The sequence below is a fragment of the Streptomyces spinoverrucosus genome (genome assembly GCF_015712165.1).
GTDB lineage: Bacteria > Actinomycetota > Actinomycetes > Streptomycetales > Streptomycetaceae > Streptomyces > Streptomyces spinoverrucosus_A.
The window spans coordinates 1,015,965-1,041,472 of sequence record NZ_JADPZX010000001.1 but is presented as its reverse complement, the minus strand read 5'-3'; the positions used below and the strand labels follow the sequence as shown (position 1 = coordinate 1,041,472).

20 protein-coding genes are annotated in these 25,508 nt (G+C 70.8%); 12 read left to right on the top strand and 8 right to left on the bottom strand.

Annotation, left to right across the window (positions count from 1 at the left end; genetic code table 11):
• Nucleotides 1-7 precede the first annotated feature (7 nt).
• Together I2W78_RS04765 and I2W78_RS04760 are read right to left on the bottom strand one after the other, a co-directional pair.
• On the bottom strand, nucleotides 8-1,882 hold the full coding sequence (locus tag I2W78_RS04765) for a sialidase family protein (RefSeq protein ID WP_196457230.1): 1,875 nt from the start codon (nucleotides 1,880-1,882) through the stop codon (nucleotides 8-10).
• 138 nt (nucleotides 1,883-2,020) lie between these two features.
• Entirely contained in the window at nucleotides 2,021-2,818 is a 798-nt protein-coding gene (locus tag I2W78_RS04760) for a quinone oxidoreductase family protein (RefSeq protein ID WP_196457228.1), read from the bottom strand.
• An 87-nt stretch (nucleotides 2,819-2,905) separates the two neighbouring features.
• Here I2W78_RS04760 and I2W78_RS04755 point away from each other — a divergent pair, with 87 nt between their 5' ends.
• On the top strand, nucleotides 2,906-3,340 hold the full coding sequence (locus I2W78_RS04755; protein ID WP_196457226.1) for a MarR family winged helix-turn-helix transcriptional regulator: 435 nt from the start codon (nucleotides 2,906-2,908) through the stop codon (nucleotides 3,338-3,340).
• 87 nt (nucleotides 3,341-3,427) lie between these two features.
• On the opposite strand, the gene fdhD is transcribed toward I2W78_RS04755, so the two are convergent.
• From fdhD to I2W78_RS04730, 5 genes are read right to left on the bottom strand one after another with little or no spacing between them, the layout of a single operon-like run.
• The gene (gene fdhD, locus I2W78_RS04750; protein ID WP_196457224.1) at nucleotides 3,428-4,276 is read right to left on the bottom strand and encodes a formate dehydrogenase accessory sulfurtransferase FdhD; all 849 of its coding nucleotides are present in this window, start codon (nucleotides 4,274-4,276) and stop codon (nucleotides 3,428-3,430) included.
• A gap of 7 nt (nucleotides 4,277-4,283) precedes the next feature.
• Nucleotides 4,284-5,144 carry a 2Fe-2S iron-sulfur cluster-binding protein gene (locus I2W78_RS04745; RefSeq protein ID WP_196457222.1) on the bottom strand — a complete coding sequence of 287 codons (861 nt, stop codon included), beginning with the start codon at nucleotides 5,142-5,144 and terminating at the stop codon, nucleotides 4,284-4,286.
• Complete coding sequence (locus I2W78_RS04740) at nucleotides 5,141-6,958, bottom strand: NADH-ubiquinone oxidoreductase-F iron-sulfur binding region domain-containing protein (RefSeq protein WP_196457220.1); 1,818 nt, start codon at nucleotides 6,956-6,958, stop codon at nucleotides 5,141-5,143. Before I2W78_RS04740 ends, I2W78_RS04745 begins: the two co-directional genes overlap by 4 nt.
• A gap of 5 nt (nucleotides 6,959-6,963) precedes the next feature.
• Nucleotides 6,964-8,883 carry a molybdopterin oxidoreductase family protein gene (locus I2W78_RS04735; RefSeq protein ID WP_196457218.1) on the bottom strand — a complete coding sequence of 640 codons (1,920 nt, stop codon included), beginning with the start codon at nucleotides 8,881-8,883 and terminating at the stop codon, nucleotides 6,964-6,966.
• A complete protein-coding gene (locus I2W78_RS04730) occupies nucleotides 8,880-9,851 on the bottom strand; it encodes a 2-dehydropantoate 2-reductase (RefSeq protein ID WP_196457217.1) in 972 nt (323 codons plus the stop codon). The genes I2W78_RS04735 and I2W78_RS04730 overlap by 4 nt, the downstream gene beginning before the upstream one ends.
• 203 nt (nucleotides 9,852-10,054) lie before the next feature.
• Between I2W78_RS04730 and I2W78_RS04725 the strand changes: the two genes are divergently transcribed.
• The 4 genes from I2W78_RS04725 to I2W78_RS04715 all read left to right on the top strand — a co-directional run bounded on the left by I2W78_RS04725 (nucleotide 10,055) and on the right by I2W78_RS04715 (nucleotide 13,410).
• The gene (locus I2W78_RS04725; protein WP_196457216.1) at nucleotides 10,055-11,422 is read left to right on the top strand and encodes an OFA family MFS transporter; all 1,368 of its coding nucleotides are present in this window, start codon (nucleotides 10,055-10,057) and stop codon (nucleotides 11,420-11,422) included.
• Nucleotides 11,391-11,525: an MFS transporter small subunit gene (locus I2W78_RS41040; RefSeq protein ID WP_269066319.1), complete on the top strand. Its 135-nt coding sequence runs from the start codon at nucleotides 11,391-11,393 to the stop codon at nucleotides 11,523-11,525. The genes I2W78_RS04725 and I2W78_RS41040 overlap by 32 nt, the downstream gene beginning before the upstream one ends.
• 112 nt (nucleotides 11,526-11,637) lie before the next feature.
• On the top strand, nucleotides 11,638-12,576 hold the full coding sequence (locus tag I2W78_RS04720) for a beta-ketoacyl-ACP synthase III (protein ID WP_196457215.1): 939 nt from the start codon (nucleotides 11,638-11,640) through the stop codon (nucleotides 12,574-12,576).
• 156 nt (nucleotides 12,577-12,732) lie between these two features.
• Complete coding sequence (locus tag I2W78_RS04715) at nucleotides 12,733-13,410, top strand: GntR family transcriptional regulator (RefSeq protein ID WP_196457214.1); 678 nt, start codon at nucleotides 12,733-12,735, stop codon at nucleotides 13,408-13,410.
• Nucleotides 13,411-13,479: 69 nt separating this feature from the next.
• Here the strand turns inward: I2W78_RS04715 and I2W78_RS04710 are convergent, their stop codons facing one another.
• Complete coding sequence (locus I2W78_RS04710; protein WP_196457213.1) at nucleotides 13,480-13,896, bottom strand: PaaI family thioesterase; 417 nt, start codon at nucleotides 13,894-13,896, stop codon at nucleotides 13,480-13,482.
• A 261-nt stretch (nucleotides 13,897-14,157) separates the two neighbouring features.
• Between I2W78_RS04710 and I2W78_RS04705 the strand changes: the two genes are divergently transcribed.
• The 7 genes from I2W78_RS04705 to I2W78_RS04675 all read left to right on the top strand — a co-directional run bounded on the left by I2W78_RS04705 (nucleotide 14,158) and on the right by I2W78_RS04675 (nucleotide 25,491).
• Nucleotides 14,158-15,339 (top strand): ROK family transcriptional regulator, encoded by a 1,182-nt coding sequence (locus I2W78_RS04705; RefSeq protein WP_196457212.1) that lies wholly within the window; start codon nucleotides 14,158-14,160, stop codon nucleotides 15,337-15,339.
• A gap of 89 nt (nucleotides 15,340-15,428) precedes the next feature.
• Nucleotides 15,429-16,946 carry a sugar ABC transporter ATP-binding protein gene (locus I2W78_RS04700; RefSeq protein ID WP_196457210.1) on the top strand — a complete coding sequence of 506 codons (1,518 nt, stop codon included), beginning with the start codon at nucleotides 15,429-15,431 and terminating at the stop codon, nucleotides 16,944-16,946.
• On the top strand, nucleotides 16,943-17,962 hold the full coding sequence (locus I2W78_RS04695) for an ABC transporter permease (protein WP_196457208.1): 1,020 nt from the start codon (nucleotides 16,943-16,945) through the stop codon (nucleotides 17,960-17,962). Before I2W78_RS04700 ends, I2W78_RS04695 begins: the two co-directional genes overlap by 4 nt.
• A gap of 17 nt (nucleotides 17,963-17,979) precedes the next feature.
• Nucleotides 17,980-19,023: a substrate-binding domain-containing protein gene (locus I2W78_RS04690; RefSeq protein ID WP_196457207.1), complete on the top strand. Its 1,044-nt coding sequence runs from the start codon at nucleotides 17,980-17,982 to the stop codon at nucleotides 19,021-19,023.
• Between the two features lie 217 nt (nucleotides 19,024-19,240).
• Nucleotides 19,241-20,473, top strand: a complete 1,233-nt coding sequence (locus I2W78_RS04685) for a Gfo/Idh/MocA family protein (protein WP_374222633.1) — start codon at nucleotides 19,241-19,243, stop codon at nucleotides 20,471-20,473.
• Nucleotides 20,474-20,485: 12 nt separating this feature from the next.
• Nucleotides 20,486-21,484, top strand: coding sequence for a sugar phosphate isomerase/epimerase family protein (locus tag I2W78_RS04680; RefSeq protein WP_196457206.1), 999 nt, complete (start codon nucleotides 20,486-20,488; stop codon nucleotides 21,482-21,484).
• A gap of 284 nt (nucleotides 21,485-21,768) precedes the next feature.
• Complete coding sequence (locus tag I2W78_RS04675) at nucleotides 21,769-25,491, top strand: ThuA domain-containing protein (RefSeq protein ID WP_196457205.1); 3,723 nt, start codon at nucleotides 21,769-21,771, stop codon at nucleotides 25,489-25,491.
• Nucleotides 25,492-25,508 lie beyond the last annotated feature (17 nt).

Sequence of the window (25,508 nt, the reverse complement as noted above, 5' to 3'; positions counted from 1 at the left end):
CGGGACGTTAGCGGGCGGCGGTCACCTGGTCCATGGGGAGCCACAGGACGTTGTTGAAGGAGGGGCCGGTGTGGGTGCGGCGGACCTGGTCGATCTCCTCGTCGGACAGGGCACTGTCCCAGACGCGGACCTCGTCGATCGCGCCGGTGAAGAAGGCCCGGCTGTCCATGCGCTGGCCGATGTGCACCCCGAACGGCGAGTTGCGGCTCACCGAGCCGGGCACGTCCTCGGTGCTGACCGGGGTGCCGTCGAGGAAGAGGGTCAGCTGTCCGTCGCCGCGGCGCAGCGCGAGGTGGTGCCACTGGCCGTCGTTGTGGGCGCCGGTCGTCTGCACGGCGGCCGTGTTGACGGTCCGGACGCCCTCCCGGGTGGTGATCAGCCCGCGCACGCGGTTGCTCGCGGGCTCGGCGCGCAGCCACACCTGCGGCTGGCTGGTGCCCACCCCGCCCATCCACAGCAGCGGCTGCTCACCACTGGTGGCGGTGTAGCGGAACCACAGGGAGGCGGTGAAGTCCTCGCTGCCGAGCAGGAGTTCGTCGCGATACGGCAGGCGTACGGCGTCGTCGACGCCGTCGAAGGTGACGGCGCTGTTGAGCACGCCGGCGGTGGTCGAGGCACCGCCCAGGACGTTGGCCTCGGGGGCGAGCAGGGCACGGTCGGGCGTGGTCGGGTCGGCGCCGCGGCGGGGCTTGAGCCACTCCTCGTTGAAGCGGGCGAAGCGGATCTCGTCGCGGGCGTCGGCCACGCCGCCCTCGTACATCAGGCCGACGGTGCTGTCGGAGATGTTCACCAGGTCGGAGTAGCCGGACCAGTCGCCGCTGACGACGGTGCCGCGGTCCACGCTGTCCCAGGTCTCGCCGTCGTCGTAGGAGGAGCGGATCATCATGGTCCGGCGGCGGTCGGGGTCGCCGGGGCAGGACAGCAGGATGCGGTCGCCGAGGCGCAGCGTGGCGCCCTGGACCTGGGGGGCGTAGAGGTCGGGGATGGCCTCGAAGGGGGCCGCGAAGCTCTCGCCGCCGTCGCGGCTGACGGCCTGGGATCGGTGGCCGATGTCGGTGCCCTCCTGTTCGCGGCCGCTGACCAGGATCGTGCCGTCGGAGCGCTCGGTCATGGAGATCTCGGAGGGCTTCTGACGGAAACTGCCGTCGGCCGCGAGCGCCCAGGAGTCGGTGGCGCCGACCCGCCACGTGGTGCCGCCGTCGTCGCTGAGGATGAGCGCGGCGTGGTTCGCGGTGACCCGGTTGCCGTCCCAGCTCTCGGTGTTGACGCCGAACACCAGCCGGCCGGCGTTGCTGCCCTGGGTGAGCTGGATGCCGTGCACGGGGCCGGTGGCGTACCAGGAGTTCCAGTGCGAGGGCAGGATCTGCGGGCTGAGGTCACGGGGGGTGGACCAGGTGACGCCGTCGTCGTCGCTGTACTGCAGATGGGGGGTGCGGTCGCAGGGGACGTCGCAGTGCTCGCTGTCGGCACGGCCCGTGTTGTACGTCTCCGCCAGCAGGACCCGGCCGGTCTCCCGGTCGACGACCGGGGTCGGGTTGCCGTGGGTGTCACCGGCGCCGTCGTTGACGACCTGCAACGGGCCCCAGGTGCGGCCGCCGTCGGTGGAGCGCTTCAGCACGATGTCGATGTCGGTGGCGTCCCCGCAGTTGAGGACCCGTCCCTCGGCGAACGCGAGCAGTGTGTTCTTGGTGGTCTGCACGACCGTCGGAATCCGGAAGCAGGCGTAGCCCGGGTCCTGCGAGGCCTTGAACAGGATCTGCTCCTCGAACAGCGGTGCGGCCGAGGCGGGTTGGGCTCGGGCGGGGCCCGGTAGGGCGGCGGCTGTCAGGACGACGCCCGCGGTGAGGGTGGTTCTCAGACGTGCGCGGAGTCTTGACGGCATGAAAGGCCCTTCATTTGTCTGAACATCTGGACATCCCACGTCCAACCTATGCGCGACAGACGGTAGTTGGCCGCAGCGACACACCGCAAGCAGCGTGCAGGGGCAACGGAGGTGGTTCCCAGGTTGCCTGACGTGTTGTCAGGGGAGCAGTACGACCTTCCCGAGGTCGCTCCGCGACTCGATCGCCTCGTGCGCCTTCGCCGCGTCCTCCAGCGCGAACTTCCCGTGCACGGCGGGCCTCGGCTCACCGCCGGTGAACAGCCGCCACAGCTCCCGGCGCCACGAGCCTCCCCCCGGTGCGAGCGCGGCCAGGGCAGGGGTGAGCAACTCGCCGCCGACGGCGTCGAGGGCGTAGTCGACGGGCTCGCCCCAGCCGTCGTCGCCGTAACCGACGACCGCGTCGGCCCCGAGGGAGCGGACGAAGTCGGCCTTGGCCGGGGTGGAGACCGCACCCACCACCCGGGCCGCGCCGCGCCGTCGCGCGAGTTGGACGGCCGGATGGCCGACGCCGCTCGCCGCCGCCGTCACCAGGGCGGCCTCGCCCGGCTCGGGCCGGGCCGCGTCGAGGGCGCCGAGGGCGACCAGGCCGCCGCGGACCAGTGCGACGGCGTCGACGGCCGAGGCGTCGTCGGGTATCGGGGAGGCCATGGCCTCGTGCAGGAGCGCGAAGTCGGCGTAACCGTGGCCGAAGCAGAGGCCGGTCACCCGATCGCCGGTACGGAAACGGGTGACGCCCGCCCCGGCCGCCACCACCTCCCCGGCGACCTCGCCGCCGAGCGGGACCGGCTCGGCGGCCTCGGTGACCTTGCGGACCACGGGGAGGGTGACCCCGACGGCCTCGCATCGCACGAGGAGCTCGCCGGGGGCCGGTTCCGGTACGGGTGCCTCCTCCAGGAGGAGGGGGTCGCCGGGGGAGTCGTACCGGACGCGGCGCATCGATCGGACCTCCATGAGTTCGTTGGGGGCCCCAACGATAAATCAGGTCATGGGGAAAACCAACGAATTACGCACTAGGCTGGATCCATGGCCGAAGCACCACTCTCCGCGATCCACCGGCTGCCCAGCTGGATCCTCGGCCGTGCCGCGGCCCGCGGGCGCGCCCTGGTCGCTCAGGCGCTGGCCGCGGAGGGCATGAGGATGTGGCACCACGTGGTGCTGGTCGCCGTCCGGGACCTCGGCCCGATCGCGCAGGCCGACCTCGGCCGGAGCGTCGGGCTCGACCCCAAGGACGTGGTCGGCGTCCTCAACGACCTGCAATCGGCCGGCCACGTCGTACGCGAACCCGATCCGAAGGACCGCCGCAAGAACGCCGTGTCCCTCACCGAGGAGGGCGCACGGCTGCTGAAGCGCTGCGAGAAGGCGGCATGCGAGGCGAACGACGCCTTGCTCGCCCCGCTCACGGCGGCCGAACGCCGCCAGTTCATGGACCTGTTGGGCAGGATCTCCGGTACGGAGTGACGCCCGGCGGGGGCTGAGGCGGGACCCCTGCGGCGCAGGGGGCGCTCCCCGCCGGTCGGGGCCCCGCCGCCGTGCCGCGGGGGACCGTCAGCCCTGGGCGGCCGCGGTCCGCAGAGCGACCCGGTCCTCGCCCGCGTACACGTTCATGGAGCTGCCCCGCAGGAAGCCCACCAGGGTCAGCCCGGTCTCGTGGGCCAGGTCCACCGCCAGCGACGAGGGCGCCGAGACCGCCGCCAGCATCGGGATGCCCGCCATCACGGCCTTCTGCGCCAGCTCGAAGGAGGCCCGGCCGGACACCAGCAGAATCGTCCGGGTCAGGGGCAGGTCGCCGTTCTGCAGGGCGCGGCCGACCAGCTTGTCGACGGCGTTGTGCCGGCCCACGTCCTCCCGTATGTCCAGCAGCTCGCCGTCCTCCGTGAACAGCGCCGCCGCGTGCAGCCCCCCGGTCCGGTCGAAGACCCGCTGGGCCGCGCGGAGCCGGTCGGGGAGGCTCGCGAGCAGCTCGGGCTCCACCCGGACCGGGGGAGTGTCGGCGATGGGCCAGCGGGCCGTCGTGCGCACCGCGTCCAGGCTGGCCTTGCCGCACAGCCCGCAGGACGAGGTCGTGTAGACGTTGCGTTCGAGGGTGATGTCGGGGATCGCGACCCCGGCGGCCGTCTTCACGTCCACCACGTTGTACGTGTTCGAGCCGTCCACGGTGGCGCCCGCGCAGTAGACGATGTTCTGCAGATCCTGCCGCTCGGCGAGCACCCCCTCGCTCACCAGGAACCCCGCCGCGAGCGCGAAGTCGTCGCCGGGGGTGCGCATGGTGATCGCGAGCGGCTTGCCGTTCAGCCGGATCTCCAGGGGTTCCTCGGCGACGAGCGTGTCCGGGCGGGTGGAGACCGCGCCGTCCCGGATGCGGATCACCTTGCGTCGTTCCGTGACTCGTCCCATGTCCTGCTCAGCCCCGGTTCTGTACGTGCTGGTAGCCGAAACGGCCCTTGATGCAGAGGTTGCCGTGGGTCACCGGGTTGTCGTGCGGCGAGGTGACCTTGACGATCTCATTGTCCTGCACGTGGAGCGTGAGGTTGCAGCCCACTCCGCAGTAGGCACACACCGTCGTCGTCTCCGTCTGCTTCGACTCGTCCCACGTACCCGCCTCCCGCATGTCGAACTCCGACTTGAACGACAGAGCGCCCGTCGGACAGACCTCGATGCAGTTGCCGCAGTACACGCACGCCGAGTCGGTGAGCGGGGCGTCGTGCTCGACCGCGATCCGGGCGTCGAAACCCCGGCCTGCGACCGAGATCGCGAAGGTGTTCTGCCACTGGTCGCCACAGGCGTCGACGCACTTGTAACAGAGGATGCACTTGTCGTAGTCGCGGACGTAGAGGTCGTTGTCGATCCTGGGTTCCTCGTTGAGGCGGGCGGCCTCGGGGCCGAAGCGGTCCGGTTTGGCCTCGTACTCCTTGATCCACCCGGCGACCTGGGGTGTGGTCGACAGGTCGACCGAGGAGGCGAGCAGCTCCAGGACGAGCTTGCGGCTGTGCCGGGCGCGTTCCGTTTCCGTGTGGACGGTCATGCCCGGTTCCGCCCTGCGGGAGCAGGCCGGGACCAGGGTGCGGGAGCCCTCCACCTCGACCACGCAGACCCGGCAGGCGTTCTTCGGGGTGAGGGTGTCGCCGTGGCAGAGGGTGGGGACGTCCTTTCCGGCGGCCCGGCAGGCGTCGAGGATGGTCGAGCCCTCCGGGACCCTGGCCTCCTGCCCGTCGATCGTGAACTCGACCAGCCGGCGCGGCACTCCCAGCGGTATCGCGGTCATTCGTACGCTCCCAGACGGTCGATGGCGGATTCCACGGCGTTCCAGGCGGTCTGTCCCAGACCGCAGATCGAGGCGTCCCGCATCGCGCGGCCGACGTCCCTGAGCAGCGCGATGTCGTCCGCGGCAGCGGCACCGGTGCGCGCCACGATCCGGTGCAGCGCCTCCTCCTGCCGCACGGTGCCGACCCGGCACGGCACGCACTGCCCGCACGACTCGTCACGGAAGAACTCGGCGATGCGCAGCAGCAGCCGGGGCAGCGGCACGGTGTCGTCGAAGGCCATCACGACGCCCGAGCCGAGCGTCGTGCCGGCCTCGCGGGTGCCCTCGAAGGTGAGCGGGATGTCCCTCTCGTCGGGCCGTACGAAGCCGCCCGCCGCGCCGCCGAGCAGGACCGCGCGCAGGCGCTCGCGCACACCCGCCAGCTCCAGCAGCTCACCCAGCGTCGCGCCGAACGGCAGCTCGTAGATTCCCGGCCGCTCCACGCTCCCGGACACGCAGAACAGCTTCGGACCGGTGGACCGCTCCGTCCCGATCGCCGCGTACGCGGGTGCGCCCATGGTCAGGATCGGCAGCACGTTGACCAGGGTCTCCACGTTGTTCTCGACCGTCGGCTTGCCGAACAGGCCCTTCTCCACCGGGAAGGGCGGCTTCGAGCGTGGCTCGCCCCGGTAGCCCTCGATGGAGTTGAACAGCGCCGTCTCCTCGCCGCAGATGTACGCCCCCGCGCCCCGCCGGATCTCGATGTCGAAGGCGTAGCCCTGCCCCAGGACGTCGTCGCCGAGCAGGCCGCGCGCGCGTGCCTGGGCGATGGCGTGTTCCAGGCGGTGCAGGGCGCGCGGGTACTCGCCGCGCAGGTAGAGATAGCCCTGGTGGGCACCGGTGGCATACGCCGCGATGGTCATGGACTCGATCAGCGCGTACGGGTCGCCCTCCATGAGCACCCGGTCCTTGAAGGTGCCCGGCTCGGACTCGTCGGCGTTGCAGACGACGTAGTGCGGGTGGTCGGGCTGGGACGCCGTGGCCTGCCACTTGCGGCCGGTGGGGAAGGCGGCGCCGCCACGCCCGACCAGGCCGGAGTCGGTGACCTCGCGGATGACTCCGGCGGGGCCGAGTTCGAAGGCCCGGCGCAGGGCCGTGTAGCCGCCGTGGGCGCGGTAGTCGTCGAGGCTGAGCGGATCCACCACGCCGACGCGACGCAGGAGGATCAGGTCGTCGCCGCCCGCCTGGGGGACCGCCATCGCCGCCGGGGGCTCCTCGGGCGCGGAGTCCGGCGCGGTCGCGGCGAGGACGGCTCCTTCGACGGTCGCCGGTGCCGAGACCGCCGTACGCACCGGATCCCCGGCCCTGATCGCCAGCGCGGCCGGGGCGCGTTCGCACAGGCCGAGGCAGGGGCTGCGCTCGACGTGGACGCCGGGGCCGAGCCGGGCCTCGATCCCGGCGCACAGCTCCGGCGCCCCGGCGGCCGCGCACGCCAGGTCCGTGCACACGTGGAGCACGGTCGCGGGCCGGGGCTTCACCGAGAACATCGCGTAGAAGGTGGCCACCCCGTACGCCTCCGCCGGCGGCACGGTCAGCCGCCGGCACAGGTAGTCCAGGGCGCCCTCGCTGATCCAGCCCACCCGGTCGTTGATCGCGTGCAGCCCCGGCAACAGCAGGTCGCGGCGGTCCCGGGCCTCGCGCCCGCCGCGCGCCCAGCGCAGGTCCGCGTCGGAGCGGTCGGCGCCCTCCCAGGAGGACTCCGGCGGGCCGAGCAGGGCGTCGACGGCCGCCCGTTCGTCGTCCGTCGGTTTGCTGTCGCCGAAGTGCAGGTCCACTTACGTCACCTCACGATGGTCGCGACGGGGAGCTTCTCGATCCGGATCGCCGACGCCTTGAACTCCGCCGTGCCCGCGATCGGGCAGTTCGCCTCGATCGTCAGCTGGTTGGTGTCCACCTCGTCGGGAAAGTGCATGGTCATGAAGGCGAGGCCGGGCCGCAGCGCTGGGTCGACCCACACGGGCGCGACCACGGACCCCCGCCGGGAGGTCACCTGCACCTCCTCGCCCACCACGACCCCGTACCGCTCGGCGTCCTCCGGGCACAGCTCGACGTACTCGCCGCGCCTGAGCGGGGAGGCGAAACTGCCGCTCTGCACACCGGTGTTGTAGGAGTCGAGCCGGCGACCGGTGGTGAGCCGGATCGGGTACTGGTCGTCGGTGAGGTCGACGGGCGGGTCGTGCTGGACGAGCCCGAAGGGCGCGAGCCGGCCACGCCTCGCCGGGTCCGACTCCCACAACCGGCCGTGCAGATAGGTGGGTTCGAGCCGGTCGGTGCTCGGGCACGGCCACTGGATGCCCTGGCGCTCCTCCAGGCGGTCGTACGTCATCCCGTAGTGGTCCGGCGAGACCGAGCGCAGCTCGTTCCAGACGGCCTCGGCGTCGGCGTACTTCCAGTCGTGGCCGAGGCGTGCCGCCAGCTCGCAGATGATGTCGATGTCCTCGCGGGCCTCGCCGGGCGGGGTGACGGCCTTGCGCACCCGCTGCACGCGCCGCTCGCTGTTGGTGGTCGTGCCGTCGGTCTCGGCCCATCCGGCGGTCGCGGGCAGCACGACGTCCGCCAGTTCGGCGGTCTTCGTCAGGAAGATGTCCTGTACGACGAGGAAGTCGAGGGCCTTCAGCCGCCGTATCGCCTGTTCGCTGTCCGCCTCCGACTGGGCGGGGTTCTCGCCGATGCAGTAGACGGCCTTGAGGGTGCCCTCCTCCATCGCCTCGAACATCTCCGTGAGGTTCAGTCCGTAGTGCGGCTGGATGACGGTGTCCCAGGCCGACTCGAACTTCAGCCGGGTGTCCGCGTCGAGGATGTCCTGGAAGCCCGGCAGGCGGTTGGGGATCGCGCCCATGTCGCCGCCGCCCTGCACGTTGTTCTGGCCGCGCAGCGGCTGCAGGCCGGAGCCGTAGCGGCCGACGTGGCCGGTCAGCAGGGACAGGTTGATGAGCGCGCGGACGTTGTCGGTGCCGTTGTGGTGCTCGGTGATGCCGAGGGTCCAGCACAGCTGGGCGCGTTCGGCGCGGGCGAAGGCGTGGGCCAGGTCCCTGATGGCGGCGGCCGGTACGCCCGTCACCTTCTCGGCGAGCGACAGCGTCCACGGCTCGACGAGCGCCTTGTACTCCTCGAAGCCGGTGGTGGCCCGTTCGATGAACGCCTCGTTGGCGAGCCCCGCGTGGATGATCTCGCGGCCGATCGCGTGTGCCATCGGGATGTCGGTGCCGACGTCGATGCCGAGCCAGCTCTCCGCCCACTCGGCGGTGGAGGTGCGGCGCGGATCGACGGCGTACATCCGGGCGCCGTTCCTGATCCCCCTCAGCACGTGCTGGAAGAAGATCGGGTGGGCGAAGCGGGCGTTGGAACCCCACATCACGATGACGTCGGTGTGCTCGATCTCCTCGTACGACGAGGTACCGCCGCCGGAGCCGAACGCGGCGGACAGGCCCGCGACACTCGGGGCGTGGCAGGTGCGGTTGCAGGAGTCGACGTTGTTGGTGCCCATGACCACGCGGGCGAACTTCTGGGCGACGTAGTTCATCTCGTTGGTCGCGCGGGCGCAGGAGAACATGCCGAACGCGTCTCGGTTGCGCTCCAGACCCCGGGCGGCCCGGTCCAGGGCCTCCTGCCAGGTCGCCGGGCGGAACGGCTCGTCGCGTGAGTCCCTGACGAGGGGGTGGGTCAGCCTGGTGTAGGTCTTCGGTTCGCGTTTCCTCATGCGGCGCTCCTCAGCGCGAGCAGGTCCGAGATGGCGTGCACGGTGCGCAGGGTGGGCACGTCGACGCCGGTGATCTCCGCCAACTCGACGACCGCCGCGAGCAGCACGTCGAGTTCGAGCGGTTTGCCGCGCTCCAGGTCCTGGAGCGTGGAGGTGCGGTGGTCGCCGACCTTTTCGGCGCCGGCGAGGCGGCGTTCGATGGAGACGCCGACCTCGCAGCCGAGGGCCTCGGCGACGGCGAGCGTCTCGGTCATCATGATCTCGATGACCTTGCGGGTGCCGCCGTGCAGGCACATCTGGCGCATGGTCGCGCGGGACAGCGCACTGATCGGGTTGAAGGAGATGTTGCCGAGCAGCTTCAGCCAGATGTCGTTGCGCAGGTGCGGTTCGACCGGGCACTTCAGGCCGCCGGCCAGCATCGCCTCGCTGAAGGCCGAGCACCTGACGGAGACGCTGCGGTCCGGCTCGCCGATGGAGAACCGGGTGCCTTCCAGGTGCCGTACGACGCCCGGGCCTTCGAGTTCGGTGGCCGCGTAGACGACGCAGCCGATGGCCCGGTCGGGCGCGAGCACCGCACTGACCGCGCCGTCGGGGTCCACGCTCTCGATGCGGTGGCCGTCGTAGGGGCCGCCGTGGCGGTGGAAGTACCACCACGGGATGCCGTTCTGGGCGGCGATCACCGCCGTGGTGTCGTGCAGCAGTGGCTTGATCAGCGGCCCGCACGCCGCGTACGAGTTGGCCTTCAGGCCCAGGAAGACATAGTCCACCGGGCCGACTTCGGCCGGGTCGTCGGTGGCGTGGGGGTGCGCGGTGAAGTCGCCGCGCGGGCTGAGGACCCGTACTCCGTGCCGCCTCATGGCCGCGAGATGCGGTCCACGGGCGATGAGGTGCACTTCGGCTCCCGCGCGGTGGAGCGCGGCACCGACGTAGGCGCCGATCGCACCGGCGCCGAGGACTGCGACTTTCACTTCGGAACACTCCGTTCGGTCGAGGGAGTACCGCGGAGGTGACGCCGTACGGCTTATGTCGACGAAATATTGTCTACAGTATGGAGGTTGGGCCGACAAGGGTCCGTGCGATGACCGTTCGGCGCAAGTTGAATACCGCTCATCGCATACGGTCGACGCGCCGTCTTTCCAACTCCCTTGATCCTTCCTACCGTCCCGGACTCATGAGTGGTCCCCCCGTCGCACCCCCCGGCTGGAGCCGCTGGCTGGTGCCGCCCGCCGCGCTCTCCGTACATCTCTCCATCGGGCAGGCCTACGCCTGGAGCGTGTTCAAGCCGCCCCTCGAATCCGCGCTCGGTCTCAGCGGCACCCAGAGCGCGCTGCCCTTCCAACTCGGCATCGTCATGCTCGGCCTGTCCGCCGCGTTCGGCGGCACGCTCGTGGAGCGCAGGGGGCCGCGATGGGCGATGACCGTGGCGCTGGTGTGCTTCTCGTCGGGCTTCCTGCTGTCCGCGCTGGGCGCGGCGACGGAGCAGTACTGGCTGATCGTCCTCGGCTACGGCTTCGTCGGCGGGATCGGCCTCGGCATCGGCTACATCTCGCCGGTCTCCACTTTGATCAAGTGGTTCCCGGACCGGCCCGGCATGGCCACCGGCATCGCCATCATGGGCTTCGGCGGCGGCGCGCTGATCGCCTCGCCGTGGAGCGCCCAGATGCTGGAGTCCTTCGGCTCCGACAGCTCCGGAATCGCACTCGCCTTCCTGGTCCACGGACTGTCGTACGCCGTCTTCATGTTGCTGGGCGTGCTGTTGGTTCGGGTGCCCGCAGGCGCCCCGGGGGCGCGGGGCAGTGTTGAGTCTGCGGCTACCGCCGCGGGGGCGCGACCGGCACCCACCGGCCCGCAGGTGTCCGCGAACCAGGCGATCCGCACACCCCAGTTCTGGTGCCTGTGGATCGTGCTCTGCATGAACGTGACCGCCGGCATCGGCATCCTCGAGAAGGCCGCCCCGATGATCACGGACTTCTTCGCGGACACCTCGACACCGGTCTCCGTGACGGCGGCCGCCGGGTTCGTCGCGCTGCTCTCGGCGGCGAACATGGCGGGCCGCATCGCCTGGTCGTCGACGTCCGACCTGGTCGGACGCAAGAACATCTACCGCGTGTACCTGGGCGTGGGCGCGTTGATGTACCTGCTCATCGCCCTGTTCGGCGACTCGTCCAAGCCGCTGTTCATCCTGTGCGCACTGGTGATCCTCTCCTTCTACGGCGGCGGCTTCGCGACGATTCCGGCGTATCTGAAGGACCTCTTCGGCACCTACCAGGTCGGCGCGATCCACGGGCGGCTGCTCACCGCCTGGTCCACGGCCGGCGTGCTCGGGCCGCTGATCGTCAACTGGATCGCCGACCGGCAGGAGGAGGCCGGCCAGCACGGCGCGTCCCTGTACGGGCTGTCGTTCACCATCATGATCGGGCTGCTGGTCGTCGGCTTCGTCGCCAACGAACTCGTCCGCCCCGTCCACCCCCGTCACCATGTCCCCGCCCCCCGTCAGGAGGCCGTCGATGTCGAACGACAACAGCCGGAGTCGGCCTGACCGGCGCCCGCTGATCGTGTTCGCCTGGCTGTGGGTGGGCACGCCGCTCGCGTACGGCCTGTACGAACTCGTACAAAAGGCGACACAGCTGTTCACCGGGTGAGGGAATCCGACAACCCCGGCATCCCTTTCCTGTGTCTTTGCCTGCACTGTTACTCGTGAGTCGCTGACCAGACTGGTGGGTCCCGCATCCGGCAGCAACGAGGGGACCACCCATGAACGGCTCGCGCATCGCCGCCATCGGCCACTATCAGCCCGCCAAGGTGCTCACCAACGAGGACCTGGCGGGCATGGTCGACACCAGCGACGAGTGGATCAGAACCCGGGTCGGCATCCGCACCCGGCACATCGCCGGCCCCGACGAACCGGTGGACGAGCTGGCCGCGCACGCCGCCGCCAAGGCACTCGCGGCCGCCGGGCTGGCCCCGGCGGACATCGACCTGGTCCTCGTCGCCACCTCGACGGCGGTCGACCGCTCCCCGAACATGGCCGCCCGGGTCGCGGCACGGCTCGGCGTCCCACGCCCCGCCGCGATGGACATCAACGTGGTGTGCGCCGGTTTCACCCACGCCCTGGCCACCGCCGACCACACCGTACGGGCCGGCGCGGCGAGCCGGGCGCTGGTCATCGGCGCCGACAAGATGTCCGACGTCACCGACTGGACCGACCGGACGACCTGCGTGCTCGTCGGCGACGGAGCGGGGGCCGCCGTCGTGGAGGCCTCGGACGAACCGGAGGTGGGGCCGGTGCTCTGGGGGTCGGTGCCGGACATGGGACACGCGGTGCGGATCGAGGGCGAGCCCGCGCGGTTCGCGCAGGAGGGGCAGAGCGTCTACCGGTGGGCGACCACCCAGCTGCCGCCGCTCGCCCGGCAGGCCTGCGAGCGTGCCGGGTACGCGCCGGAGGACCTCGCCGCGGTGGTGCTGCACCAGGCCAACCTGCGGATCATCGAGCCGCTCGCCGAGAAGCTGGGCGCCGTCAACGCGGTCATCGCCCGCGATGTCGCCGAGTCCGGTAACACCTCTGCGGCCAGCATTCCGCTCGCGTTCTCCAAGCTGGTGGAGCAGGGGGCGATTTCGACCGGGGATCCCGTGCTGCTGTTCGGGTTCGGCGGGAACCTGTCGTACGCCGGTCAGGTCGTCCGCTGTCCGTGAGGGTGTGACGAGGTCAACTCCCCGATTCGGTAGCCATTGTGCACCGTAGACTGTAGACAAAAGGCAATTGATACTGTCTTTCCCAGGGCTTTACGGCTCCAAGGGTTGCTCTGGCATTGACATCTGCTGTGCACGGCCCTGCCAGGAGGGGGACCGATGTTGTCGACAGGACTGCCGCAAGGTGCGGTGCCCAAGCTCGAACGTCCCGGCCCGCTGCGCGACCGCGTCTACGAGGCGCTGCTCGAACTCATCACCACCCGCGCCCTCCAGCCCGGCCAGCACCTGGTCGAGAGCGAACTCGCCGGGCACCTCGGCGTCTCCCGGCAGCCGGTGCGCGAGGCGTTGCAGCGGCTGAACACCGAGGGGTGGGTCGATCTGCGGCCGGCGCAGGGCGCGTTCGTGCACGAGCCGACCGAGGAGGAGGCCGACCAGCTCCTGACGGTCCGTACGCTGCTGGAGGCCGAGGCCGCCCGGCTCGCCGCCGCCAACGCGGGCAGCGCCGGCGTCACCGCCCTTGAGGAGCTGTGCGCGGAGGGTGAGCGCGCGGTCGCCGCCGACGACGTGGACGGCGCGGTCGCGCTCAACGCCCGCTTCCACGCGAAGGTCATGGAGCTGGCGGGCAACGCCGTCCTCGCCGAACTCGCCGCGCAGGTGGACCGCCGGGTCCGCTGGTACTACACGCCGGTCGCCCGGCAGCGGGGCAAGCAGTCCTGGATCGAACACCGCGAGCTGATCGCCGCGATCACGGCGCGGGACGAGCGGCGGGCCACGGAGATCATGCGGGGCCACACCGAGCACACACGCAAGTCGTACCACGCACGTCCGCGTACCTAGAGCCGGTCGTTCGGATCATGTCGGCGTCGCGGGGCCCGGCACGCGACGCCGATCGTCGTGCGGGCGTTCTCATGTGCCGCCCAGCACCGCCTGCGTCTGAGTGGTCCGCCCCACCGCACGCCCCTGCTCGTCCCGCACCCGCGTCTCCACGACGACGAAGGACCGCCCCACATGCAGCGGGCGCGCCTCCGCGCGGACGGTGCCGGAGCGCACCGCACGGAAGAAGTGGGTGCCCGACTCCACCGTCGACGTGGCCGCACCCGGCGGCAGGTTGAGGAAGGCGCACACCGCGCCCGCCGTGTCCGCGAGGGTCATCAGCGCACCCCCGTGCAGCACACCGCCCGCCGTGCACAGCCGCGGCGCCCAGGCGAGGCCGGCCACCACCCGTTCCGGCGTCGCCTCCTCCAGGCTCATCCCCAGCTCCTCGGCGAAGGGGAGCGCGGCCAGCAGGGCGTTCGGGCTGGTCGTGCCGGCGTCGTCGGTCATGGGGGGAGCACCTCCGGGGGTGGGAGTCCGAACGGTCACCACCCTGCGCCAATACCGCCCGCAGGTCGATTACCCGCGAGGTAATACCCCTGGTCACTGAGCGTGAGCGCGGCCTCGCCACCCTCTCTTTGTCCTGTCAGTGGAAAAAGTCTGCGGCAATTCCTGCGCACCTTCTTCCCACTCCCGGCAGCCGCTGCTACTTTCCCCTCGAAAGCCGGACAGCGATGGCCGATTCGAGGCGGGGAGGGGCTCGTGAGACGTATGACCGCACGACCCGCGAACGCCCACCAGGCCAGGCTGCTGAAGCTGTTGCGCGACGGCGGGCCCAACTCCCGGGCCCAGCTGGGCGATCAGGTCGACCTCTCGCGGTCCAAGCTGGCCGTGGAGGTGGACCGGCTCCTGGAGACGGGCCTGATCGTCGCCGACGGCCTCGCCGCCTCTCGCGGCGGCCGACGCTCGCACAACATCCGGCTCGCACCGAACCTGCGCTTCCTCGGCGTCGACATCGGCGCGACCTCCATCGACGTCGCGGTCACCAACGCGGAGCTGGAGATCCTGGGGCACATCACCCAGCCGATGGAGGTGCGCGAAGGTCCCGTCGCGGTCTTCGAGCAAGTGCTGTCCATGGCCGCCAAGTTGCGGGCCTCAGGGCTCGCGGAGGGCTTCGACGGCGCCGGCATCGGCGTCCCGGGCCCCGTCCGCTTCCCGGAGGGCGTCCCCGTGGCGCCGCCGATCATGCCCGGCTGGGACGGCTTCCCCGTGCGGGAGGCGCTCAGTCAGGAACTCGGCTGCCCGGTCATGGTCGACAACGACGTGAACCTGATGGCGATGGGGGAGATGCACGCGGGCGTCGCCCGCTCCGTGGGCGACTTCCTCTGCGTCAAGATCGGCACGGGCATCGGCTGCGGCATCGTCGTCGGCGGCGCGGTCCACCGCGGCACGACGGGTTCCGCGGGCGACATCGGGCACATCCAGGCCGTGCCCGACGGACGTCCGTGCGCCTGCGGCAACCGGGGCTGCCTGGAAGCCCACTTCAGCGGCGCGGCCCTCGCCCGGGACGCGTTGGAGGCCGCCCAGCAAGGGCAGTCGGCCGAACTCGCGACCCGGCTGGAGACGAACGGCAGCCTCACCGCCGTCGACGTCGCCGCCGCGGCCGCCGCGGGCGACGCCACCGCCCTCGAACTGATCCGTGAGGGCGGCAACCGCACCGGCCAGGTCATCGCCGGCCTGGTCAGCTTCTTCAACCCCGGCCTGGTGGTGATCGGCGGCGGGGTGACCGGCCTCGGCCACAACCTGCTCGCCGCCATCCGCACCCAGGTCTACCGCCAGTCGCTGCCGCTGGCGACCGGCAACCTGCCCATCGTCCTGGGCGAGCTGGGCCCCACCGCCGGAGTCATCGGCGCGGCCCGGCTGATCAGCGACCACTTGTTCTCACCCGCGTAAACCTCTCGCAGTTACGGCACCACCAGCACCCCCTCCCTGCTCTGCCCTGCCCTGACACCGGCCCGCACGCCAGCCAAGGGGAACCAACCATGGCACCAGAACCACCGCTGCTCAGCATGTCCGGCATCACCAAGTCGTTCCCCGGCGTCCGCGCCCTGGACGGCGTCGACCTCGACGTCCAGGCCGGTGAAGTGCACTGTCTGCTCGGCCAGAACGGCGCCGGGAAGTCCACCCTCATCAAGGTCCTGGCCGGTGCCCACCAGCCCGACACCGGCACCATCAACTGGCGCGGCGAACCGGTCACCCTGCGCTCGCCGATCGCCGCCATGCGCCTCGGCATCGCCACCATCTACCAGGAACTCGACCTGGTGGAGCACCTGTCGGTCGCCGAGAACGTTCACCTCGGCCATGAACCCACGGCCGCCGGCTTCGTCGTACGACGCGGGACGGCGAAGGAGTCGACTGCCCTGCTGCTGAAGAGACTTGGGCATCCGGAGATCGACCCCGGGCGTCTCGTCGGCGAGCTGTCGGCCGCCCAGCAGCAGATCGTCTCCATGGCCCGCGCGCTCTCCCACGAGGTACGGCTGATCGTGATGGACGAGCCGTCCGCCGCCCTCGACCCGGACGAGGTCGACAACCTCTTCCGGATCGTCGGCGACCTCACCGCCGACGGCGTCGCCGTCGTCTACATCTCGCACCGCCTGGAGGAGATCCGCCGGATCGGCGACCGGGTGACCGTACTGAAGGACGGCCGGGCCGTGGCGGGCGGACTGCCCGCGAAGTCGACGCCGACGCGTGAGGTCGTGGCGCTGATGACCGGCCGGAACGTGGAGTACGTCTTCCCCGAACGGCCCGCCTCCCCGGTGCGCGGGGAGCCGCTGCTGCACGTGCGGGGACTGGCTCGGAACGGCGAGTTCGAGCCGTTCGACCTGACCGTGCGCCCCGGCGAGATCGTCGGCCTCGCGGGACTCGTCGGCTCCGGGCGCTCCGAGATCCTGGAGACCATCTACGGCGCCCGCAAGCCCGCCGCCGGCCAGGTCCTCGTCGACGGGCGGCCGTTGAAGCCCGGCAGCGTGCGCGCCGCCGTCCGCGCCGGACTCGGGCTCGCCCCCGAGGAGCGCAAGGCGCAGGCCCTGCTGATGCTGGAGTCGGTCACCCGTAACGTCTCGGTCTCCTCCATGTCCCGCTTCTCGAAGGCGGGCTGGATCGACCGGGCCGCCGAACTGGGCGCCGCGCGCTCCGCCACCCGCGAGCTGTCCCTGCGGCCCGACAACCCGTCCGCGCCGATCCGCACCCTCTCCGGCGGCAACCAGCAGAAGGCCGTCCTCGCCCGCTGGCTGCTGCGCGGCTGCCGGGTCCTGCTGCTCGACGAGCCGACCCGGGGCGTCGACGTCGGCGCCCGCGCCGAGCTCTACGCGGTCGTCCGGCGCCTCGCGAACGAGGGCCTCGCGGTGCTGCTGGTCTCCAGCGAGGTGCCCGAGGTGCTGGGCCTCGCCGACCGCGTTCTGGTACTGCGCGAGGGCCGGGTCGTACACACCGCGCCCGCCCATGAGCTGGACGAACACCGCGTACTCGACCTCGTGATGGAAGGAAGCCCGGCGTCATGACGCAGCCCGTCTCCCCGCCGCGGGACAGCGCCGACAAGGCGCCGTCGGCCGTTCAACCCCCTGCCTGGCGCGGCATGCTGTTCCGCGCCGACGTCCGCACCCTGTCCCTGCTCGGCGTGCTCGCCGCCCTCGTCGTCATCGGCGGCATCACCAAGCCCGACGAGTTCCTCGACACCCGCAACCTCCAACTCGTCCTCACCCAGGCCTCCGTGATCGGCGTCGTCACCGTCGGCATGACCTTCGTCATCATCTCCGGCGGCATCGACCTCTCCGTCGGCGCGATCGTCGCGCTCGCCTCCGTGTGGGCGACCACCGTCGCCACCCAGGACTTCGGTTTCGGCGGCATCCTCTTCACCTCGGTGCTCGTCGGCGTCGGCTGCGGCCTGGTCAACGGACTGCTCATCGCCTACGGCGGGATGGTCCCGTTCATCGCCACCCTCGCCATGCTGGCCTCGGCGCGCGGACTGGCGTTGCAGATCACGGACGGCAGGACGCAGATCGTCACGGTGCCCTCCGTCCTCGACCTCGGCGAGCGCGACGCGTACGTGCTCGGCATCCCGCCGCTCGTCCTCGTCTTCGCGGTCGTCACGATCATCGGCTGGCTGCTGCTGAACCGCACCACCTTCGGCCGCCGCACCGTCGCCGTCGGCGGCAACGCGGAGGCGGCCCGGCTGGCGGGCATCGACGTACGCCGGCAGCGGCTGTATCTGTACCTGCTCTCCGGGCTGTGCTGCGGCATCGCCGCCTTCCTGCTGATCATCCTGTCCGGCTCCGGCCAGAACACCAACGGCAACCTCTACGAACTCGACGCCATCGCCGCCGCGATCATCGGCGGCACCCTGCTCAGCGGCGGCCGCGGCACCATCGTCGGCTCCGTGCTCGGCGTCCTGATCTTCACCACGATCACCAACATCTTCGCCCTGAACAACCTGCAGAGCGACGTCCAGCAGATCGCCAAGGGCGCGATCATCGTCGCCGCCGTGCTGGTCCAGCGCCGTACCGCGAGCACGACCTGAGGAAAGGGTTCACCGCCATGCCGCAGCAACTCACCAGCCGCAGAGGACTGCTCTTCGGGACCGCCGCCGTCTCGGCCGGTGCCCTCCTCACCGGGTGCACCAGCAACGAGCCCAAGGAGAAGGAGCAGGCCGCCGACAACCAGCCGGCCGCCGACGACCAGCCCGGCAAGCAGGTCACCATCGGCTTCGCCGGTCCGCAGGCCGACCACGGCTGGCTCAACGCGATCAACGAGAACGCCAAGAGCCGCGCCGAGAAGTACCAGGACGTGACGCTGGAGATCACCGAGGGCTCCAACGACACCGCCGCGCAGATCGGCCAGATCGAGACCCTGATCAACAAGAAGGTCGACGTCCTGGTCATCCTGCCCGCCGACGGCAAGGCCCTCACCCAGGTGGGGCTCAAGGCGATGCGGGCGGGCATCCCGGTGATCAACCTGGACCGGATCTTCAACACCCCGCAGGCGTACCGCTGCTGGATCGGCGGCGACAACTACGGCATGGGCCTCAACGCCGGTCACTACATCGGTGAGAAGCTCAAGGGCACGTCCGACGCCCGGGTCATCGAACTGGCCGGACTGGACAACCTGGAACTGACCAGGCAGCGCACCCAGGGCTTCGACGACGCGCTGAAGAACTACCCCAACATCCGCAAGGTGGCCCGCCAGGCCGCCGACTTCACCGTCGAGTCCGGGCAGGCCAAGATGGCCCAGCTGCTCCAGGCGCAGTCGCAGTTCGACGCGCTGTGGAACCACGACGACGACCAGGGCGTCGGCGCGCTGCGCGCCATCGAGCAGGCCGGGCGCGACGACTTCCTGATGGTCGGCGGCGCGGGCGCGCTCTCCGCCTTCCAGGCCATCAAGCAGGACGACGGCGTGCTGAAGGCGACCGTCCTCTACCCGCCCACCATGGCCGCCTCCGCCATCGACCTCGCCCGCGCCCTCGGCCAGGGCAAGGGCGTCGGCGGCCTCGCCGAGTACGAGATCCCGGCGTCGCTCACGCTCTACTCGGCCGTCGTCGACAAGACCAACGTCGACCAGTACATGTCCACCGGCTTCGAGTAAGGGGCTGCGCCTCTCGGATCCCGATCCGAGCCGAGGCCCAAGGGGCGCGGGGCTGTGCCTGACATGCGGCTCCGCCGCGTGGACGCGAGAAGCCACGACGGCGCCGCAGACCGTGGACGGCTGAACGCGGCACTTCGCGGCGTGCCACACCCCCGCCCCCTTCGCGGCACGGCCCCCCAACCCCCCACAGCGCACCGACGACGAGGAGGACCTCTTCATGGGACAGCCGCAGCAGCCCGAAGCCGACAGCGGCGCCGGGACGCCGACACCCGGCGCCGTCGACAAGCCGCCGCTGCGCATCGGCATGGTCGGCTACGCCTTCATGGGCGCCGCCCACTCCCAGGGCTGGCGCACCGTGGGCCGCGTCTTCGACCTGCCCCGGCAGCCGGTGCTCGCCGCGATCTGCGGGCGGGACGAGACGGCCGTGCGCGCGGCGGCCGACCGGCACGGCTGGGCGGCGGCCGAGACCGACTGGCGGGCGCTGATCGCCCGGGACGACATCGACCTGGTGGACATCTGCACACCCGGCGACAGCCACGCCGAGATCGCGCTCGCCGCGCTGGCCGCCGGCAAGCACGTCCTGTGCGAGAAGCCCCTCGCGAACACCGTCGAGGAGGCCGCGACGATGACGGCGGCCGCCGAATCCGCCTACGAGCGTGGCCAGTTGGCCATGGTCGGCTTCAACTACCGCCGGGTGCCCGCCACCGCGCTGGCCCGGCGGATGGTCGCCGAGGGCCGCGTCGGCACCCTGCGGCACGTCAGGGTGTCGTACCTCCAGGACTGGCTGGTCGACCCGCAGGCCCCGCTGACCTGGCGGCTGCGCAAGGAACTGGCCGGCTCCGGCTCGCTCGGCGACCTCGGGGCGCACATCGTGGACCTGGCGCAGTACCTGGCGGGGGAGCAGCTCGCGGGGGTCTCGGCGCTCACGGAGACCTTCGTCCGGGAGCGGCCGCTCGCCGGTGCCGCGCGCGGACTGGGCGCCGTCTCGGCCGACGGCACCGGACAGGTCACCGTCGACGACGCCGCCCTGTTCACCGCCCGCTTCACCTCCGGCGCCCTCGCCTCCTTCGAGGCCACCCGGTACGCCACCGGCCGCAAGAACGCCCTGCGCATCGAACTCAACGGTGAGCGCGGCTCGCTCGCCTTCGACCTGGAGCGGCTCAACGAGCTCTGGTACCACGACGGCACCGAGCCCGACACCCACTCCGGCTTCCGCCGCATCCTCGTCACCGAACCCGACCACCCCTACCTGGAGGCCTGGTGGCCGCCCGGGCACGGCCTCGGCTACGAGCACAGCTTCGTCCACCAGGCCCGCGACCTGGTCCACGCGGTCGCCGAGGGCCGCCGCCCCGAACCCTCCTTCGCCGAGGGGCTGCAGGTGCAGCGCGTCCTCGCGGCGGTGGAGGAGAGCGCCGAGAAGAACTCCGTCTACACCCCGATCGCGGTCTGAGGAGGCCCGGCAATGCCCCGCACCTTCACGCTCTTCACCGGCCAGTGGGCCGACCTGCCCCTCGAAGAGGTCTGCCGCCTCGCCCGCGACTTCGGCTACGACGGCCTGGAACTCGCCTGCTGGGGCGACCACTTCGAGGTCGACAAGGCACTGAGCGACCCCGGCTACATCGCGTCCAGGCACCAGCTCCTCGACAAGTACGGCCTGAAGTGCTGGGCCATCTCCAACCATCTCGTCGGCCAGGCCGTCTGCGACGCCATCATCGACGAGCGGCACCAGGCCATCCTGCCGGGGCGGATCTGGGGCGACGGCGACGCGGAAGGCGTACGACAGCGGGCCGCCGCCGAGATCAAGGACACCGCGCGCGCCGCGGCCGCCTTCGGCGTCGACACCGTCATCGGCTTCACCGGCTCCGCCATCTGGCACCTGGTCGCGATGTTCCCGCCCGCCCCCGAGTCGATGATCGAACGCGGCTACGAGGACTTCGCCGAGCGCTGGAACCCGATCCTGGACGTCTTCGACGCGGAGGGCGTGCGGTTCGCGCACGAGGTGCATCCGAGCGAGATCGCCTACGACTACTGGACCACCCAACGCGCCCTGGAGGCGGTCGGCCACCGTCCCGCCTTCGGGCTGAACTTCGACCCGTCGCACTTCGTCTGGCAGGACCTCGACCCGGTCGGCTTCCTGTGGGACTTCCGCGACCGGATCTACCACGTCGACTGCAAGGAGGCCCGCAAGCGCCTCGACGGCCGCAACGGCCGCCTCGGCTCACACCTGCCCTGGGGCGACCCACGGCGCGGCTGGGACTTCGTCTCCGCGGGGCACGGCGACGTCCCCTGGGAGGACGTCTTCCGGATGCTGCGCTCCATCGACTACCAGGGGCCCATCTCCGTCGAGTGGGAGGACGCCGGCATGGACCGGCTCCAGGGCGCCCCCGAGGCCCTGACCCGCCTTAAGGCGTTCGACTTCGAACCGCCCAGCGCGTCCTTCGACGCCGCGTTCAACAGCTGAACCACGCACCCGGCGGCAGGTCGGGGACGGGGACCGGCAGCACCGCCGATCCCCCCTCCGACCTGCCCGTATCCTGCTTTGTCCTGTGCTGGGAGAAAGTTCAACCGAGTCTGACGCAAGGGGTGTTCGCCCCGCACGGACGCGGTTACCGTCCCTGAAGTGTTCAGGACACACAGGGAAGTGTTCATGGCACACCCACCTCCGGGGTGACGGCGCACCCCGGCGCCCGCACCGCACGCCTTCGCACCCATCCAGTACGGCCCACCCGTTCCCGGAGGGACTTCGTGCACAGAACCAGACTCCGAAGCACCCGCACCCCGAGGCGTCCCAGGCTTCGCACCCCCCTCGCCCTGTTCACCGGCCTGCTCCTGGCCGTGGGCGCCCCGGCCACTCTCGCCGGCGCCCACCCCGGCCACCCGGAGCACGACGAACCGGCCGCCGCCGAGGGGCAGTTCCAGCAGGTCCCGCTCGCCAAGGGCGAGCCCGAGACGGGCGAGCCGATGTCGCTCGCCGTGCTCCCGGACCGCAGCGTGCTGCACACTTCGCGCGACGGCACACTGCGCCTCACCGACCAGGGCGGCGTCACCAAGGTCGCCGGCAAGATCCCCGTCTACAGCCACGACGAGGAGGGCCTGCAGGGCGTCGGCATCGACCCGGACTTCAAGAACAACCGGGCGATCTACCTCTACTACGCCCCGCCGCTCGACACCCCCGCCGGCGACGCCCCGGAGACCGGCACCGCCGCGGACTTCGAGAAGTTCGAGGGCGTCAACCGCCTCTCCCGCTTCGTCCTCAACGCCAACGGCACGCTGGACATGGCCAGCGAGAAGAAGGTCATCGACGTCGCGGCCTCCCGGGGCACCTGCTGCCACGTCGGCGGCGACATCGACTTCGACGCGGACGGCAACCTCTACCTGTCGACCGGCGACGACACCAACCCCTTCGCCTCCGACGGCTACACGCCGATCGACGACCGCGAGAACCGCAACCCCGCCTTCGACGCCCGCCGCAGCTCCGCCAACACCAACGACCTGCGCGGCAAGATCCTCCGTATCAAGGTCGCCGAGGACGGCTCGTACACCATCCCGGAGGGCAACCTCTTCGCCCCGGGCACGGAGAAGACCCGCCCCGAGATCTACGCGATGGGCTTCCGCAACCCGTTCCGGATGAGCGTCGACAAGCCCACCGGCACCGTGTACGTGGGTGACTACGGCCCCGACGCCGGAGCCGCCGACCCGAAGCGGGGGCCGGCCGGACAGGTCGAGTTCGCGAAGGTGACCGAGGCCGGCAACTTCGGCTGGCCCTTCTGCACGGGCAACAACGACGCCTACCTCGACTACGACTTCGCCACCAAGGAGTCCGGCGCGAAGTTCGACTGCGCCGCCCCGAAGAACACCTCGCCGCACAACACCGGCCTGGTCGACCTGCCGCCCGCGCAGGCCGCCTGGATCCCGTACGACGGCGGCTCGGTGCCCGAGTTCGGCACCGGCTCGGAGTCCCCGATGGCCGGCCCGGTCTACCGCTACGACCCCGACCTCGACTCCAAGGTGAAGTTCCCCGAGGCCTACGACGGCGACTTCTTCGCGGGTGAGTTCGGCCGCCGCTGGATCAAGCGGATCGAGCAGAACGCCGACGGCTCCGTCGCGAAGATCAACGACTTCCCGTGGACCGGCACCCAGATCATGGACATGGAGTTCGGCCCCGACGGCGCGCTCTACGTCCTCGACTACGGCGTCTCCTGGTTCCAGGGCGACGAGCACTCCGCGCTGTACCGGATCGAGAACGCCGAGGACGGCTTCTCCCCGATCGCCGAGGTCAGCGCCGACAGGACGTCCGGCGCGGCCGGTCTGAAGGTCAAGTTCACCGGCGCCGCCAAGGACGCCGACTCCCCGGACCTCACCTACAGCTGGGACTTCGGCGACGGCACCCAGGGCGAGGGCCTCAACCCCACCCACAAGTACAAGAAGGTCGGCACCTACACCGCCACCTTCACCGCCAAGGACCCCGAGGGCAACACGGGCAACGCCAGCGTCCGGATCGTGGTCGGCAACACCGAGCCCAAGGTGCGGATCGACGTCCCGGGCAACGGCAGCCTGGCCGCCTTCGGCGAGCCCGTCCCGTTCAAGGTGACCGTCACCGACCCCGAGGAGACGATCGACTGCTCCAAGGTCAAGGTCGTCTACAGCCTCGGCCACGACTCCCACGCCCACGAGCTGACCAGCGAAATGGGTTGTGAGGGCACCCTGAAGCCGCCGCCCGGTGACGGCGGTCACGACCCCAACGCCAACATCTACGGCGTCGTCGGCGCCAGCTACACCGACGGCGGGGCGAACGGCCAGGAGGCCCTGACCGGCACCGCCCGCACCGTGCTCCAGCCGCTGCACCGCCAGGGCGAGCACTTCACGAAGCAGCAGGGCGTCTCGGTCATCGACAAGACCGGCGCCAACGGCGGCAAGACCGTCGGCGACATCAACGACGGCGACTGGATCTCCTTCACCCCCTACCGGTTCGACGGGCAGAAGAAGATGACCGTGCGGGCCTCCTCCGGCGGCGCGGGCGGCTTCATCGAGCTGCGCACCGGCTCGCCCGACGGACCGCTGCACGGCTCGGCCTACATCCCGCCGACCGGCAGCTGGGAGACCTTCCAGAACGTCGACGTACCGCTGCGGGCGCTGCCGAAGAAGACCACGGAGATCTACCTGGTCTTCAAGGGCGGCGACGGCGCGCTGTACGACGTGGACGACTTCGAGTTCTCCAAGGAGCCGTTCAAGGGCGGCAAGAAGGTCCTGGTCTTCTCCAAGACCGCCGGCTTCCGGCACGACTCCATCCCGGCCGGCATCGCCGCCCTGAAGGAGCTCGGCGCCCCGGCCGGCATCACGGTCGACGCGACCGAGGAGGCCCGGCAGTTCACCACGACCAACCTCGCCAAGTACGACGCGGTGGCCTTCCTGTCCACGACGGGCGACGTGCTGAACGCCGAGCAGCAGAAGGCGTTCGAGAACTACGTGGCGGGTGGCGGCGGCTACATGGGCATCCACGCGGCCGCCGACACCGAGTACGACTGGGAGTTCTACGGCGGCCTCGTCGGCGCCTACTTCGCCTCGCACCCGGCCACCCAGAAGGCCACCGTGCGCGTCGAGGACCACGACCACCCGTCCACCGCGCACCTGGGCGACGCCTGGGAGCGCACCGACGAGTGGTACGACTACCGCACCAACCCGCGCGAGCAGGTCAAGGTCCTCGCCACCCTCGACGAGACGACGTACCAGGGCGGCACGATGAAGGGCGACCACCCGATCGCCTGGTGTCAGAACTACGGCGGCGGCCGGTCCTTCTACACCGGCCTCGGTCACACCAAGGAGTCCTACGCCGAGGAGGCCTTCCGGGCCCATCTGCTCGGCGGTCTGCAGTACGCCACCGGCCAGGTCAAGGCGGACTGCAAGCCGAGCAAGGACTACCGGAAGATCTTCAACGGCCAGACCCTGGAGGGCTGGAAGCAGGCCGGACCCGGCAAGTTCGTCGTCAAGGACGGCGCCATGGAGTCCGAAGGCGGCATGGGCCTGCTGTGGTACCAGGCCAAGGAGCTGAAGTCGTACTCCCTGAAGCTCGACTGGAAGATGCAGGGCGACGACAACTCCGGAATCTTCGTGGGCTTCCCCGCCTCCGACGACCCCTGGTCCGCCGTGAACAAGGGCTACGAGATCCAGATCGACGCGACGGACGCACCCGACCGTACGACGGGCGCGATCTACTCCTTCAAGTCGGCCAACATCAAGGCCCGTGACCAGGTTCTGCGGCCGCCCGGCCAGTGGAACTCCTACGAGATCAAGGTCCAGGGCGAACGCCTTCAGGTGTTCCTCAACGGAGTCAAGATCAACGACTTCACCAACAAGGACCCCCAGCGGAGCCTGACCGACGGTCACATCGGCCTCCAGAACCATGGCGCCGACGACCAGGTCTCCTTCCGCAACATCCAGTTGAAGGAACTGCCCGTCACGGGTAACTGAACGGCGGCGGGCGGGGG

Excerpts from the sequence above, each read along its gene's own strand:
- I2W78_RS04765 (WP_196457230.1), bottom strand. The coding sequence starts at position 1,882 with ATGCCGTCAAGACTCCGCGCACGTCTGAGAACCACCCTCACCGCGGGC.
- I2W78_RS04760 (WP_196457228.1), bottom strand. The coding sequence starts at position 2,818 with ATGCGCCGCGTCCGGTACGACTCCCCCGGCGACCCCCTCCTCCTGGAG.
- I2W78_RS04755 (WP_196457226.1), top strand. The coding sequence starts at position 2,906 with ATGGCCGAAGCACCACTCTCCGCGATCCACCGGCTGCCCAGCTGGATC.
- fdhD (WP_196457224.1), bottom strand. The coding sequence starts at position 4,276 with ATGGGACGAGTCACGGAACGACGCAAGGTGATCCGCATCCGGGACGGC.
- I2W78_RS04745 (WP_196457222.1), bottom strand. The coding sequence starts at position 5,144 with ATGACCGCGATACCGCTGGGAGTGCCGCGCCGGCTGGTCGAGTTCACG.
- I2W78_RS04735 (WP_196457218.1), bottom strand. The coding sequence starts at position 8,883 with ATGAGGAAACGCGAACCGAAGACCTACACCAGGCTGACCCACCCCCTC.
- I2W78_RS04725 (WP_196457216.1), top strand. The coding sequence starts at position 10,055 with ATGAGTGGTCCCCCCGTCGCACCCCCCGGCTGGAGCCGCTGGCTGGTG.
- I2W78_RS41040 (WP_269066319.1), top strand. The coding sequence starts at position 11,391 with ATGTCGAACGACAACAGCCGGAGTCGGCCTGACCGGCGCCCGCTGATC.
- I2W78_RS04720 (WP_196457215.1), top strand. The coding sequence starts at position 11,638 with ATGAACGGCTCGCGCATCGCCGCCATCGGCCACTATCAGCCCGCCAAG.
- I2W78_RS04715 (WP_196457214.1), top strand. The coding sequence starts at position 12,733 with ATGTTGTCGACAGGACTGCCGCAAGGTGCGGTGCCCAAGCTCGAACGT.
- I2W78_RS04710 (WP_196457213.1), bottom strand. The coding sequence starts at position 13,896 with ATGACCGACGACGCCGGCACGACCAGCCCGAACGCCCTGCTGGCCGCG.
- I2W78_RS04705 (WP_196457212.1), top strand. The coding sequence starts at position 14,158 with ATGACCGCACGACCCGCGAACGCCCACCAGGCCAGGCTGCTGAAGCTG.
- I2W78_RS04700 (WP_196457210.1), top strand. The coding sequence starts at position 15,429 with ATGGCACCAGAACCACCGCTGCTCAGCATGTCCGGCATCACCAAGTCG.
- I2W78_RS04695 (WP_196457208.1), top strand. The coding sequence starts at position 16,943 with ATGACGCAGCCCGTCTCCCCGCCGCGGGACAGCGCCGACAAGGCGCCG.
- I2W78_RS04690 (WP_196457207.1), top strand. The coding sequence starts at position 17,980 with ATGCCGCAGCAACTCACCAGCCGCAGAGGACTGCTCTTCGGGACCGCC.
- I2W78_RS04685 (WP_374222633.1), top strand. The coding sequence starts at position 19,241 with ATGGGACAGCCGCAGCAGCCCGAAGCCGACAGCGGCGCCGGGACGCCG.
- I2W78_RS04680 (WP_196457206.1), top strand. The coding sequence starts at position 20,486 with ATGCCCCGCACCTTCACGCTCTTCACCGGCCAGTGGGCCGACCTGCCC.